This is a genomic window from Leucobacter soli, assembly GCF_042659205.1.
Lineage (GTDB): Bacteria > Actinomycetota > Actinomycetes > Actinomycetales > Microbacteriaceae > Leucobacter > Leucobacter soli.
The window spans coordinates 1-14,451 of the sequence record NZ_JBHSRW010000046.1 but is presented as its reverse complement, the minus strand read 5'-3'; the positions used below and the strand labels follow the sequence as shown (position 1 = coordinate 14,451).

Sequence of the window (14,451 nt, the reverse complement as noted above, 5' to 3'; positions counted from 1 at the left end):
CGGGTGCCGCGCCTCCACGCCCCGAATCGCCACCGCCGGTCTCGTGCGTCTGCTCCACCGCGTGCTCGGCGGGCATCGAGCCCACCAGCACGACGAGCGGCGGCAGCGACGGGTCGGAGGCGAGGGTCTGGAGCAGCCACTCCAGGCGTCCCGCCTCGCCGGGTACCGCGGTCGTCACGAGATACCGCGCCGGCAGGCCCAGCGCGGTGCGCCGATCGGCCGAATCTCCGGCCGGGAGGAAGGACGGGGGTGCCGCGAGCGGCAGGACCTGCACCACGATGTCCGTGCCGAAGCGCTCCTGCAATGCCGAGGCGGTGGCATGGGTGGGGGTGAGCACGACGTCGGCGTGCTTCACGGCGCGCTTCACGAAGGCGCGGTACTGGCGCGCCGTCGCGGCGCCCATCGCCTCGGGGGCCAACCAGCCCAGCGCGTGCGGCACCATGACCGACGACTGGGATCCGTCGTCCTCACCGCGCGCGCGGAGCGCGACCAACGGGGTGATGGCATGCACCATCTCGCCGTCGAGCGGGCGAGCGGTGACGCCCGTGCGCCAGAGAACCGGCAGCATCGTGGCGTTCAGCGGCAGCCGTTCGGTGCTGGCACGGGCATTCTCGAAGGCCGGCGCGGGCCGATCGGACGCGACGAGCAACCGTGCGCTGCAGCCCCGCGGCGCGGTCTCGGCGACGGCGCGGGTCAGTTCCCTCGCACCTTCGGCATGTGCGGCGGCTTCGCAGTCCGGGAACGGTTCGCCGATGAGCGTGAGTGTGGCCACGATCCTCCTCGGCGTTCTGAAATTGGTCGGACGAAATCGATTCTATGTAATGGTTTCGGATCGAATATCAGAGTTTCCGGAGTATGGCGTGTTCGGCATGCTTTCGGCGGGTTCGGAGGTCTCGGCGGAGGACCCGGCATACCCTTGAACCCATGCGCGTACTCCTCACCGGCGGCGCCGGTTACATCGGCACCCACACGGCATTGGTGCTGCTCGAGCGCGGTCACGAGGTGCTCGTGCTCGACGATTTCTCGAACAGCAGCCGCGAGGCCGTGCGCCGGGTCGAGGAGCTCGCGGGCGCGGAGATACCGGTCGTCGAGGTCGAACTCGCAGCGCCGAACTCGGCGGTGGCGGCGGCGCTCGCCGGGCAGGACTTCGACGCCGCGATCCATTTCGCGGGGCTCAAGGCCGTGGGCGAGTCCGTGCAGCAGCCGATCCGCTACTACCGGACGAATCTCGACTCGACGCTGAACCTCCTCGAGCTGCTGGGCGACCGCGGGGTGGACAGACTCGTGTTCAGCTCGAGCGCGACGGTCTACGGCGACCCGCAGTACCTGCCGCAGGATGAGGAGCATCCGGTCGGTCAGGGCCTCACCAACCCCTACGGCTGGTCGAAGGCGATGAACGAGCAGATCATCCGCGACGCGCAGGCGGCCCGACCGGAGCTGGCAGCCGTGCTGCTGCGCTACTTCAACCCGGTCGGCGCCCATCCGTCCGGGCGCATCGGCGAGGATCCCGCGGGCATCCCGAACAACCTGATGCCGTTCATCTCCCAAGTCGCAGTGGGCGTGCGGGACCGGCTCAGCGTGTTCGGCGATTCGTATCCGACCGTCGACGGCACCGGGGTGCGCGACTACATCCATGTGATGGATCTCGCCGAGGGGCACGTCGCGGCCCTCGAACGGATCGGCGCCGGCGTCACGGCGTACAACCTCGGGTCGGGCACCGGATCGAGCGTGCTCGAGGTTGTCCGGGCGTTCGAGGAGGCCTCGGGGCGTCCGGTCCCGTACGAAGTGGTGCAGCCGCGCGCAGGTGATGTCGCCGAGGTCGTCGCGAACCCGGAGAAGGCGAACGCCGAACTCGGCTGGCGCACGGTCCGCTCCCTGGCCGAGGCCTGCCGCGACAGCTGGGCGTGGCAGTCGGCCAACCCGCAGGGCTATCGCACTGGCGGTGCCGCGGCGTGAGCATCGAACTCGAACGCCCGCTGCGGAACCCCGACACGGACTCCGCTCCGCTGATGAACAAGCGGGCGCGCTGGCTCGTGCTGCTCGGCTTCGTGTTGCCCGGCAGCGCACAGCTGCTCGCCGGCAACCGGCGCCTCGGCCGCTTCGGCCTGACCGCGACGGTCATCCTCCTGGTCGCGGCGGCGGTCAGCCTGGCCGGACTCGCCTGGGCCCGCGTCTTCACGCTCTCGGTGTTCACGAACCCGATCGTCCTGCTCGTGCTTCAGGGCGTGATCGTCCTGTACGCCGTGCTCTGGCTGATCCTCGGCTTCGACACGCTACGGCTGACGCGCATCGTCCGCGTCTCGCCCGGCTGGCGCCTCCCGGTCGCGATGCTCTCGGTGCTGCTGACCGTGGTACCGGTGCTCGGCGCGGCCTGGACGGTGAGCACGGTCGGCACCCTGCGCGGCGCGATCGGCGACATCTTCGGCGGGGGCGCGCCGGCGGTCGAGCCGGTCGACGGTCGCTACAACATCCTGCTGCTCGGCGTCGACGCCGGGGCCGACCGCGAGGGGCTGCGCCCCGACAGCATCTCGCTCATCACGGTCGACGCCGAGACGGGGCGTTCGGCGATGGTCGGGCTGCCGCGCGAGCTGCAGCAGATGCCGTTCCCCGAGACGTCGCCCATGCACGAAATCCACCCGAACGGCTTCGGCGTGGGGCCGAACGCGTTCGGCGACTGGGGCGGCTGCCTCACGACCTGCTACCTGAATGCGCTCTTCGCCGAGGTCGAGACGCTGCAGGACCCGATGTACGAGGGCTTCTACGCCGACGCCGTGTCGCGCGGCTCGTCGCCGGGCATCGAGGCCACGAAGGATGCCGTCTCTGGGGCGACCGGGTTGACCGTCCAGTTCTACGTGCTCATCGACATGCAGGGGTTCGAGAAGCTCATCGACGCGCTCGGCGGCGTCACGGTGACGGTCGACGAGCGGCTCCCGATCGGCGGCGATGCCGACGGGAACGGCGTCGAGGGGTACATCGAGCCCGGCGAGCAGCACCTCGACGGCTTCCACGCGCTCTGGTTCGCCCGTTCGCGCTACGGCTCGGCGACGGGCGACTACGCCCGCATGGAGCGCCAGCGCGAGCTGCAGGCCGCGATCTTGGCCCAGATGAACCCGTCGAACGTGCTGCTGCGGTTCCAGGAGGTGGCGAGCGCGGGCAAGAGCATCGTCGAGACCGACATCCCGGAGTCGATGCTCGGCCGATTCGTCGATCTCGCGGCGAAGGCGCGCGAGTTCGACCCGGTGAGCCTGAACCTCATCCCGCCGAAGGTCGACCCCGAGTACCCCCGCTACGACGAGATCGGGAAGCTGGTGCGCAAGGCGGTGAAGAAGGCCTCTCCGCCCGAGGAGGAAGAGGGCTGAGGATCGCTCGCGCGCCGCAGCCGGTCGCATCTTTCTAAGAAACTCTCTTAGACTTGTCCGGGTATGTCTGTACAGCAAGCTCCTGCGCGTGACGCGACGTCTCCGACGGACACGCGGATGCCGGCGTATCTGAACGGCGTGCAGGGGCTGCGCACCGTCGCGGCGCTGATGGTCGCGGTCTACCACATCTGGTTCGGGCGGGTGTCGGGCGCGGTCGACGTGTTCTTCGTCGTGGCCGGGTACTTCGCGGCGAAGTCGCTGATGCGCATGGCGGAATCGGAGACGTTCCGCGCGCGCGTGCAGGTGATGAGCCGCTATTGGATGCGCACGCTGCGCCGGATCACGCCCTCGGCGGTCGTCGTGATCATCGGAACGGCCGTGGCCTCCCTCCTGTTCATGCCGCACAGCGCGTGGCAGTACGCGATCCCGCACGGCTTCGCGTCGCTGTTCCACTTCGAGAACTGGCTGCTGATCGCCTCGAACGCCGACTATCTGCAGGACGGCATGGCGGCGTCGCCGTTCCAGCAGTTCTGGGCGTTGTCGTTGCAGGCGCAGTTCTACCTGCTCTTCCCGCTGCTGCTGTTCGTAGCGGTGTCGCTCGCGAAGCGCCGCGGCTGGGGTGCGAGGGGGACGACGCTCGCGGTGCTCGCGCTGACCTTCGCGGCATCGTTCGCGTTCGCGATCTGGTTCACGGCGGTGGATCAGCCGGCGGCCTATTTCCATTCGCTGGCGCGCGGCTGGGAGTTCATGGCCGGCGCGATCCTCTTCCTCCTGATGACCCGCGGGCTCGCGCAGAAGGGGCTCGCCGCTGCGATGGGGTGGGTCGGGCTGATCGCTCTGATCGGGCTGGGCGCGACCATGGACGTCTCGGCGCTGTTCCCCGGTTGGGCGGCGCTGATCCCGGTGACGGCGGCGATCCTGATCATGATCAGTGCGGCGTCGCGGCGCGCACCGATCCTGCTCAGCGTCGGGCCGCTGGTCTGGTTCGGGAACGCCTCGTTCGCGTTCTACCTCTGGCATTGGCCGATCCTGGTGCTGTACCGGCATCGCTTCGGCGAGCAGGTGGGGCTGAAGGGCGGCCTCGCGATACTGGCGCTCTCCGCGGTGCTCGCGTATGCGACGACGCGGTTCGTCGAGACGCCGGTGCGGGACTGGAAGCGGATCCAGGGCTCTGCGGCCGCGACGCTCGTGGCGACGGTGCTGATGATGGCGCCCGCGTTCGCGGCGTTGAGCTACTGGGACCAGGCGCTCGAGCGCGAGCAGGAGCGGGCGGTCGTGCTGAAGCAGGCGGCCATCGACGGCGACGAGATCCCGGACGACGAGATCGTGCCGGCGCCGGCCCTGGCGCGCGACGATGTCCCCGACTTCTATTCGATGCGCTGCCATCAGCAGTACGACGACCCGGAGGTGAAGAGCTGCGTGCTCGGCGACGAGGACGGAGACGTCACGATCGCCGTCGTCGGCGGTTCGCACTCGGGGCAGTGGATGGATCTCGTGCTGCGCACGGCCCAGGAGGTCGGGGCGAAGGTCACGCCCTACATCAAGCTCCGCTGCGGCTTCGCCGACATGGAGCTCATGCCCGAGGTGCGGGATCCGAGCTGCATCCCCTGGTCCGCCGAGGTGCTGCAGCGGCTGATCGACGACCGGCCCGACCTCGTCGTCGTGCTCGCGACGCTGCAGGACGACGGACGGGATGAGGTCCCCGAGGGGTACGCGGCCTACTTCGAGGAGCTGGCGGAGCACGGGATCCCGATGGTCGGGATCCGCGACAACCCCCGCTTCGATTTCGACGTGCCCGACTGCGTGGAGCGGGACGGGGCGGACGCGTGCGCGCTGCCGCGCTCGGACTTCTACGAGGACGACGCGGAGTTCGACTTCTCGGATTTCGGTGATTTCACCTTCGTCGACATCGCGCGGGACGCCTGCCCGGAGGCGACCTGCGAGGCGGTGCAGGGGAATGTTCTGGTGTACCGCGACAAGCACCACTTCACGAACACCTGGGTGCTGCGAAACGGCGGCGCCGTTGCCGACGCGATCACCGGCTGGTTCGCGCAGGGTCGCCGGTAGCGGCGGCCGTAGACTGAACTGTGCCGGAACGGCGGACAGGGGTGATGAGCGTGCGCGTGACCGCGGTGATGGTGGCCTACAATCGGCGCGAGCTGCTGGGCGAGGCCCTTGCGGGGCTCGCCGCGCAGTCGCGTCCGGTCGATCGGCTGATCGTGGTCGACAACGCGAGTGACGACGGTTCGGGCGAGTTCGCCGAGGAGTCGCTCGCCGCGGATGGGCCGTGGGGGGAGCGGGCCCGGCTGATCCGGCTCTCCGAGAACACGGGCGGGGCCGGCGGCTTCGCGGTCGGGATCGCGGCTGCGCTCGCGGATCCCGAGGTCGACTGGATCTGGGTGATGGACGACGACACGGTGCCCGGGCCGGAGGCGCTGGCAGGTGCGCTCGCCGCGCACGAGCGGTACCGGGCGACGGGACAGGACGATCTCGCCGTGATGGGCTCTCGCGTGGTCTGGACCGACGGCGACGACCATCCGATGAACACGCCGAAGGCGAAGATCGGGGCGACCCGTGCGGAGCGGGATCGCGCGGCGTCGGTCGATGCGATGGCCATCCGGTCGATCTCGTTCGTCTCCGCGTTCCTGCGGGCGCCGCGGGTGAGGGAGCTCGGTCTGCCGATCGCCGACTACTTCCTCTGGAACGACGACTTCGAGTACTCGGCACGCCTGCTCAACGGCGCTCGTGGCCTCTACGTGCCCGGATCTGTGGTGACGCACAAGACGAAGATCCGCGGATCGAGCGATCAGGATCCCGGCGCCCGCTTCTTCTTCGAGGTGCGCAACAAGCTGTGGGTGTTCCGGTGCAGCCGGTCGCTGAAGCTCGGGGAGAAGCTGCTCTACATCGGCGCGACGGCGCGGCGTTGGGTGCGCACAATGCGGGCCTCGCAGGATCGTGCGCAGCTGCGCGACTGCCTGCGACGCGGCTGGCGCGAGGGCTGGGGTCGTGCCCCGCTCCCGAACGAGCAGGTGCTCGCGGGGGCCGGAGTCCCGGACGACGTGATGGCGCGGATCCGCAGCTCCGACGGGTAGCGCGCTCCCTCGGCGGCGGGGTGATGCTTACCCGCCGCCTGAGCGTCGAAGGACTCTGGGCGGACTCCCAGCTGTGTGGTACTTTTCTATGAGGTTGGATCACAGCCGATTCTCGGGGGGAACGCGGTACGACCCGTGCTGGGCGGCCTGCCGTTGGTCGGGGTCCTTGACGACGAACGGAGAGCAAACCTGTGAACACGACGGAGAGAAGCGCTGCCAGTCGGTGGCGCAGCGCGCTGGCGGGGCTCGGCACCGCCGCACTGATCGGCGGCCTGGTCGGCTTCGCGCCGACCGCGGCAACCGCGGCCACGACGTACACGATCACCGGCAAGGTGACGTTCTCGGGCAACAAGAAGCTCAACGCATCGAAGTCCGGGTACCTCGACGTCTACGACTCGAAGTGCAACTGGGTGGGCTACGACAGCGTCACGTGGAAGGGCAGCACCTACACGCTCAAGACGTCGAAGTCGGGATCGTACCGGATCGTCTACAACGGGTACGCCCAGAGCGCGAAGACGCCGTACGGGCTCTCGTCGGCCGTCTGCGCCAAGGCGAAGACCGTCAAGGTGAGCAGCTCCAAGAAGAAGGCGAAGCACAACCTCTCCACGAAGGCGAAGGGGAACGTCTACGCCACCGTCAAGTCGCTCAAGAGCAACGAATACCTGATGCTCTTCGACGCGAAGACCAAGAAGTGGGCGCACTCCAGCTACGGCTGGGTCGCACCGGGCAGCTACAAGCTGGCCAAGGCCAAGTGGAACAGCAAGAAGCAGACCTACGTCCCCACGAAGGTCTTCGGCACGAGCAGTAAGAGCCTGTCGAAGGGCAAGACCATCACGGTCAAGTCGAAGAAGGCCATCGACATCAACTTCGACAAGAAGACGGTGAAGTCGGTCAAGGACTTCTCGTACAAGGCCAAGGCCAAGGCGACGGGATCGCCGAAGGTCGGCAAGGTGCTGAAGGTGAAGCCCTCCGGCTTCCCGAAGGGCACCAAGTTCACCTACACCTGGTACCGCTACGGCGGTGTGGGTAAGGACGGCAAGATCTCGGGCGCCAAGAAGACGAGCTACAAGCTGACCGCGAACGAGACCGGTGCGTACGTCTACGCGCTGGTCAAGGCCAAGAAGTCCGGCTACAAGGCGCAGACCTACTGGAGCAACGGCAAGCAGCTGAAGGCGGCGAGCCTGACGCAGGTCACGCCGCAGTCGGTCAACGGCCTGGTCGACGGTGTCGCGACGGTCGACGTGCCGGTCACGGTGACCAAGGCGAAGTTCTCGCAGAGCGGCGTGCGGGTCGACTACCTGTGGAGCGATCAGAACGGGAACGAGTCCTACGACGCGTCGTTCACGCCCGGCTTCGAGCACGTTGGCCAGGAGATCACGCTCCAGGTGAGCTATTGGAAGCGCGGCTACAAGTTCGTGACGCGCTCGACGACCTTCACGGTCATGGAGGCGCCGGTCGACCTGCGCTAGCAGGTTCTCCGCACGGCGCGCGGGCGCTCATCCCTCGGGGTGGGCGCCCGTCGTCGTTCCCGGGCGCCTCGAATAGGCTGGTGCGGTGATGGACGACGGTGCGGCGACGGGTGATGACGCGGTGAGGAAGGACGGCGCAGTGACGGATGGCGGCACGCGGAGGCCGCCCCGACGCGGTGACGGATTCTCTCTGCTCCTCCCGGTGTACGCGAAGGATCGCCCGGAGTTCCTGCGGCTCGCCTTCGAGAGCTCGGTGCAGGGCCAGACGCTCCGCCCCGCCGCGGCCGTGATCGTGCAGGACGGGCCGGTGCCGTCGGAGCTCGCGGTCGAGCTGCGCCGCCTGGTCGAGACGTCGCCGATCCCGGTGGAGATCGTGGCGCTGCCCGAGAACCGCGGCCTGACGGAAGCGCTGAACGCCGGCCTCGCGGCGTGCCGCACCGAGGTCGTGGCGCGCATGGATGCGGACGACGTCTCGACGCCCGAGCGCTTCGCGCGGCAGTGGGAGCTGATCCAGCAGGGGTACGATCTCGTCGGGACGGGAATGACGGAGTTCGAGGAGGATCCGGCGACACCCGCCGCGGTGCGCGTCCCCCCGGTCGGGGCGGAGCGCATCCGCGCCCACGCCCGGACGCACAACCCGTTCAACCACCCGACGATGATGTACCGGGCCGCTGCCGTCGAGGGCGTCGGCGGGTATCAGCGCTTCGGCAAGATGGAGGACTACTGGCTGGGCGTGCGGATGATCGCCGGCGGTGCGCGGGTCGAGAACATCGCCGAGCCGCTCCTGCGGTACCGGGTGGGGGCCGGGGCCTTCGCGCGACGCGGCGGCTGGACCGAGGCTCGCACCGAGTGGCGTCTGCAGGGGGAGTTGCGCCGCATGGGGTTCGTCACGACGGGGCAGTACCTGCGCAACGTCGTGGTCAAGGGGGCCTACCGGCTCATGCCGGCGTGGGCGAAGCGGATCCTCTTCCGCCGTTTCGTGGCCGGGGGGCTCCCCGCCGATAAGGCCTGACGGCTGAATCCTGCCTGGACGCAGGATCGGACCCGAGCGGCGCACTCACTCGGCGGACGAGTCGGATCCCTCGTCCTTCGAGGCGTCCTCTTGCGGCGCCTCCTCCGACCCCGGGCCCTGCGGGTCGGCGACACTCGTCGACGGAGTCTTCTTGAAGCTGACCGCGCCCGACTTCGTGATCTTGAGCGTGCCGCCCGAGAACGCCACCGTGATCGTGCCGTTCGCTGCGGTCTGCTGCTTCGCCACGGGCCAGCCCCAGCCGCTGTTCTTCGGGCCGCCGGCCGCCATGTAGGCCTTGGTGACGGCGCCCTTCTTGAACGCGATCTTCTTCGTCGGTCCGAAGTAGACGTAGTGCTTGCTGTACTGCTGGTAGGAGCCGTCCGAGACGGTCTTCGTGCTGGCGCTCGGGTAGCCGATCGACGCCTTGGTGCCGCCGCGCTTCGACCAGTCCTGGTAGGACTCCTTCGAGACGAAGACGGTCCGGTTCCGGCTCTTCTCGTAGAGCACGTAGCCGTTCGAGAGCGTCATCCGCTTGCCGCCGCTGATGGTCTTCTTCGCCGTCGGCCAACCCCAGGCGGTCGCCGGGCCGCCGGCCGCGAGGTAGTCGTTCACGATCGTCTCGCGCTTGAGCTGGATCGTCTTCTTCGGGCCGTAGAAGATCGCGTACTTCGCGTAGCGCTGGAAGCTGCCGTCGGCGAGCACCTTGGTGTTGGCCGTCGGGTAGCCGAGCACCGACTTGACGCCGCCGCGCTTCACCCAGTCGTTGTAGGTCTTGCCCGCCATGAAGTAGGTCTTCGCCTTGGCCGTGCGGTGGACGCTGTACCCGTTCGAGAACTTCATGCGTGCGCCGCCGGTGATGTTGCCCGGTGCGGCTGCGGGCCAGCCCCACGTGCCCTTCGGGCCCTTCGCGGCGATGTAGGCCGTGCGCAGCGCACCGTTGGGGAGGAAGACCTGCGTCTGCTCGTCGGCGAAGTAGGCGGTGCCCTTCTGGGTGGTGCGGTAGCGCTTCCCATCGAAGGTGGCCGTGTTGCCGGTGAAGAATCCGATGGCGCTGTAGCCGCCGAGCGCGTTCCACTGCTTCAGGTCGGTGGCGTCGACGAGCGTGCTCTTCGACCCCGCCGCCATGAGGGTGCCCTTCTCGAAGTGCTGGCTCGCGGCCGTCGAGGCGGGGATGTAGGCGTCGGCGGTGGGCCAGCCGTAGGGGCCCGAGGCGATCTGCGACGACTTGGCGCCGGGCGCGACCCAGGCCGCGTAGATCCGCGAGGGCAGGTAGCGCACGCCGTTGATGGTGCTGCTGTTCGCGATAGCGGTGCCGTTCTGGAACGCGAGCGTGCGGTAGCCGGGCTGCTGCGTCTCTCCGGCGATGAAGCCCCACGAGCCGGAGGCCCCGCCCTTCGCGAGGTAGGCGGTCGCCCAGGTGTCGCTCGCGTAGGCCGAGCTGTCCTGGATGCCGTAGGTCTTGCCGAGCTTGGTGGAGGTCGTGATGATGCCGTTCTCGAACACCATCTGATAGCCGCCGCCGTTGGCCGTGATCTTCTTGCGCGGCGAGACCGCGGCGCCGTAGGAGGCACCGGCGGTTTCGGCCGCGTCGTAGACCTTCTTGATCGCGCCGGTGATCTGCAGGTTCGCGCGCACCGAGCCGAACCAGCTGTTCCAGAAGTTGAAGAAGTTGCGGTTGCCGTACGACGAGCAGGAGTTGTTCGCGCTGCCGAAGCCGGCGTTCAGCGCCGCCGTGTTGGGGCGGTACGGCGTGTACGTGTAGAGCGCCGCGGTCGCGTAGTTGGCGATCTTGACCTTCGAGGTGCCGCAGCTGTTGCTCGGGTGGTACTTGATGGTCGAGGTGGTGCCCTGCTTGATGCCGGACATCGGGTAGGACTTGTAGTTCTTGAACTGCCAGGCCGCGCTGTAGACCTGGTTGAAGAAGCCGTAGAAGTTCTTGTCGCAGTTGGCAGACCCGCCCGGGCCGCTGTCGGGGCAGGCGTAGCCCATGGCGCGATCGTACTGGATCTCGTACGGCCAGGTGTCGGTGACGAGGCTCTGCTCCTTCTGCAGGGTCACGAGCAGGACCTTCGGGCTGATCCCGCACGCCTTGCCGACCTTCGCGATGATCTGCGCCGCGGTCTCGCTGCTCTTGCCGCTGTATGCCTTGCAGTTGCTGTTGGCGGCCTTGCTCGTGGTCTTCGCCTTGTAGCTGCGCAGGCACTTCTCGGCGATGGTGTTGCCGTTCCGTTTCGTTCCGGCCTCGTAGCCGGAGGTGCCGATGATGCACTTCGCGCGGCTGTTCAGGAAGGTCTGGATCTGGCTCGCGGTCATGGCCGTGCCGTCGTAGAAGAGCGCGTCGTCGATGATGCTGCCCGCCTTGAAGTCCGTAGTTGACCACGCCTGCGCGGGGGTGGGTGCGGCGGTGACGGCGACGAGACTCGAGGCGAGCACGGCGGCACCGGCGATCACCGCGAGGGCGGTGGAGCGGGCCTTCTTGAACGTCATATCTCTTACCTTCAAGTGCATGTTGAACCTAGCGACAATCCGTTCCACCCTAACCGAGGCTGCGCGCGATGGCGAGAATTCGCCTAGGATTATCGGACACTATGCCGGTACGGCCAAGGAGGCACACATGCGCGCGACAGGGCGCTCACTGATCGGCGGGGTCGTCGCTGGGGCAATGCTCCTCAGCACGCTCACCGCTTGCAGCACCCAGGAGGACGCTACGGCCTCGCCGGCACCTTCAGCGGTGACGGAACCGGCCGAGCAGCCCGCGCAGTCGCTCGACACGGCGCAGCCGGCGGTCGACGATGGCGCCACGGCCGAGGCGGCGGCGGATGCGGCCGTGGCCTCGCCGACCGTCGAGGTCGTCGACGAGGTCGAGCCGGTCGAGGTGCCCGAGGAGCTCGAGGCGGCTCCCGTGTCGGTGCCGGTGAACGGTTCGCTGATGGTCATCCACGCGGAGAGCGCGGCGATGATCGCGGACGAGACCCCGGGCGATGAGGGCGACGTGGATCACGACCACGCCGATGGCACAGCGGATGACGGCGCGGTGGAGGGCGACGCAGCTTCCGGTGACGAAGCGGTGCGCTCCGACAACGTCGACCCGGCGGCCGGCGGAGTGTGGCTCACGACCGAGGACGGCGACATGCTGCCGGTCGATGAGGGATCCTTCGACGGTGAGATCGCGACCGGCCAGGAATTCGCCGGCGAGATCGTCCTGAGCGACGCCGTCCAGCAGACGGTGCAGGATCGGATCGACGTCGCAGGCCCGATCCCGACGGCCGAGGCTGTCGCAGCAGCCGGTGCGGCGACGCAGCGCGTGACGCTCTCGGGAACGGTCAGCGCGCCGCTCGCCGCGGTGAAGGCTCCGAGCAAGAAGACGCACAAGGTCTACATCTTCAACTTCAAGAACCCGATCGGCACCGGATTCACTTCGGCGACGGTGAAGAAGATCGCGACGGACACGGGGACCTACTGGAAGAAGCAGACGGGCGGCAAGTTCAAGGGCCTCTCGATCAAGGGCTACAAGTCCTCCAGCAGCTACCGCGACTACTGCAACATGCCCGCGCTCTGGAAGTACGCGGCGAAGAAGTTCGGCAAGACCGTCAGCTACTTCGAGAAGAGCTACCGCCACCTCCTCGTCTTCGTGGAGCAGGGCAACTGCGGTCCGGCGGGACTCGCCAGCATCGGGGCCACCTTCCATCAGGGCGGGACCATCTGGACGGACCTGGCGTACGCCGATCCGGTGACCAGTGCGAATATGGGCCTCGACATCACCGCGCACGAGATGGGCCACAATCTCGGACTCGGCCATGCGCAGTCCCGTACCTGCGGCAACGTCAACTCCCTCTCCGGCAGGATCGACACCGGCCACAAGTGGACGTGGGACGGCTACCCCTACCAGGTGAAGCGGCCGTTCAGCACGTGCACCGACAATGAGTACAACGATCGCTGGAGCGTGATGGGCGACGCCTTCACCGCGAAGCCCCCGGCCCTGAACATCGCGCAGAAGTACGAGCTCGGCGTCGCGAACAGCAGCATCAAGTCGGTCAGCTCGAAGAAGGGCGCCGTGCAGGATCTCTGGATCTACGCGGCCTCGGCCGACTCGGGCCGCCGCGGCCTCAAGGTGAACGGCGGCAAGAGCGGGACGATCTTCGTCGAGTACCGCACCGGCACGGGCCAGGACAGCGGCATCGGCGGGGCGATCAGCGCCTGGCAGGGTTCGGCTCCGGCCGAAGGCCAGATCACCACCGGCGTCCGCGTGCTGAAGAGCTACGCGAAGGGCCGCTACAAGTGGAACGGCAAGTGGCACACGTACCGGAACATCCGCAGCTCGGTGCTCGCTCCCCGTACGACGTACACGTACTACGGGAACCCGACGAACGGGCAGGCGCAGGGCATGGCCGCCGGCCAGAAGATGTACCCGTATCAGAACGGCGTGCGCATCACCGTGCTCGAGACCAATTCGACCAAGGCCAAGGTACGGGTCGAGTTCCGCAAGGGCTTCAAGAACGGCGGCAAGTCGGTCACGGCGTCCGTCTCGGGCGGCGGCGATCCGATCGCGGGCAAGACGCTCAAGGTCAAGACGAGCGGCAGCTGGAAGACCACGTTCGGCGGCACGCCCAAGAAGATCACGCAGAAGTACCAGTGGTACCGCAACGGCAAGGCGATCAAGAAGGCGACGAAGTCGAGCTACAAGACGACGCGCTCCGACATCGGCAAGCAGATCAGCGTGAAGGTGCGGCCTTCGGCCAAGGGGTACATCACCGGCAAGGGATCGGTCTCCGCCAAGGTCAACGTGCAGTCGCCGCCCTACAAGGACGTGCTTTACGGCGCCGACGGCTACACGGAGATCGCGTTCATGAAGGAGCAGGGCATCATCAACGGGAGCACCTTCAGCCCGAAGGGCACCGTGACCCACGACCTGCTCGCGCGGCTGATGTGGAACGCGAACCCGCCGGCGAGCTACACCCCGCCCAGCAAGTCTCCCTTCGCCGATGTGAAGACGAGCCGCTCGGGCTACAAGCAGATCGCCTACGCCTACGAGAACGGCTTCATCACCGGCACGAAGAAGAAGGGCAAGCGCTATTTCGCCCCGACCAAGGCCGCGACCCGCGGGGAGATCGCGCGCGCGATCTTCGTGCTCACCGGGCACGACTCCTCGTATCCGGCGCTTTCGAAGTCGCCCTACGCGGACCTGAAGAAGAGCAGCAGCTTCAACTTCAAGGCCGTCTCGTGGATGTACAACGAACGCGTCTACACCGGTGCGAAGAAGGGCGGCAAGCGCTACTTCAAGTCGAGCAGCAAGGTCAACCGCACGGTGATGGCGAAGTTCCTGTACCGCGCCTACTACGCCTCCTAGGCCGAGAGTTCTCACTTGCGCGCTCCCTCCGCACGGCGGAGGGAGCGCGCAATACGCCCGGAGAGATTGCCGGCGCGGCGGTGCGCCGACCGCTCCCTACGCCCGGTCGGCCTCGCTCCGCGGTGTCAGGCGCTCCTCGACGAGGTCGAGCAGCTCCGCCGCGCGCCGGCTG

The 14,451-nt window shown here is 67.9% G+C and carries 9 protein-coding genes; 7 read left to right on the top strand and 2 right to left on the bottom strand.

Annotation, left to right across the window (positions count from 1 at the left end; all coding sequences use genetic code 11):
* On the bottom strand, positions 1-772 hold a 772-nt coding region (locus ACFPZL_RS04990; RefSeq protein ID WP_382334798.1), incomplete at its 3' end, for a glycosyltransferase family protein.
* Positions 773-924: 152 nt separating this feature from the next.
* Between ACFPZL_RS04990 and galE the strand changes: the two genes are divergently transcribed.
* From galE to ACFPZL_RS04960, 6 genes are all read left to right on the top strand, one after another.
* Positions 925-1,956 carry a UDP-glucose 4-epimerase GalE gene (gene galE, locus ACFPZL_RS04985; RefSeq protein WP_218116003.1) on the top strand — a complete coding sequence of 344 codons (1,032 nt, stop codon included), beginning with the start codon at positions 925-927 and terminating at the stop codon, positions 1,954-1,956.
* Positions 1,953-3,359, top strand: a complete 1,407-nt coding sequence (locus tag ACFPZL_RS04980) for an LCP family protein (RefSeq protein ID WP_218116002.1) — start codon at positions 1,953-1,955, stop codon at positions 3,357-3,359. Before galE ends, ACFPZL_RS04980 begins: the two co-directional genes overlap by 4 nt.
* A 63-nt stretch (positions 3,360-3,422) precedes the next feature.
* Entirely contained in the window at positions 3,423-5,426 is a 2,004-nt protein-coding gene (locus tag ACFPZL_RS04975) for an acyltransferase family protein (protein WP_218116001.1), read from the top strand.
* Between the two features lie 44 nt (positions 5,427-5,470).
* A complete protein-coding gene (locus tag ACFPZL_RS04970) occupies positions 5,471-6,451 on the top strand; it encodes a glycosyltransferase (RefSeq protein WP_328798030.1) in 981 nt (326 codons plus the stop codon).
* 191 nt (positions 6,452-6,642) lie between these two features.
* Positions 6,643-7,920, top strand: a complete 1,278-nt coding sequence (locus tag ACFPZL_RS04965) for a hypothetical protein (RefSeq protein ID WP_218116000.1) — start codon at positions 6,643-6,645, stop codon at positions 7,918-7,920.
* A gap of 88 nt (positions 7,921-8,008) precedes the next feature.
* A complete protein-coding gene (locus ACFPZL_RS04960) occupies positions 8,009-8,932 on the top strand; it encodes a glycosyltransferase (protein WP_218116011.1) in 924 nt (307 codons plus the stop codon).
* 45 nt (positions 8,933-8,977) lie between these two features.
* On the opposite strand, the gene ACFPZL_RS04955 is transcribed toward ACFPZL_RS04960, so the two are convergent.
* Entirely contained in the window at positions 8,978-11,419 is a 2,442-nt protein-coding gene (locus ACFPZL_RS04955) for an LGFP repeat-containing protein (protein ID WP_218115999.1), read from the bottom strand.
* Positions 11,420-11,546: 127 nt separating this feature from the next.
* Here ACFPZL_RS04955 and ACFPZL_RS04950 point away from each other — a divergent pair, with 127 nt between their 5' ends.
* Positions 11,547-14,279, top strand: coding sequence for an S-layer homology domain-containing protein (locus tag ACFPZL_RS04950; protein WP_218115998.1), 2,733 nt, complete (start codon positions 11,547-11,549; stop codon positions 14,277-14,279).
* Positions 14,280-14,451 lie beyond the last annotated feature (172 nt).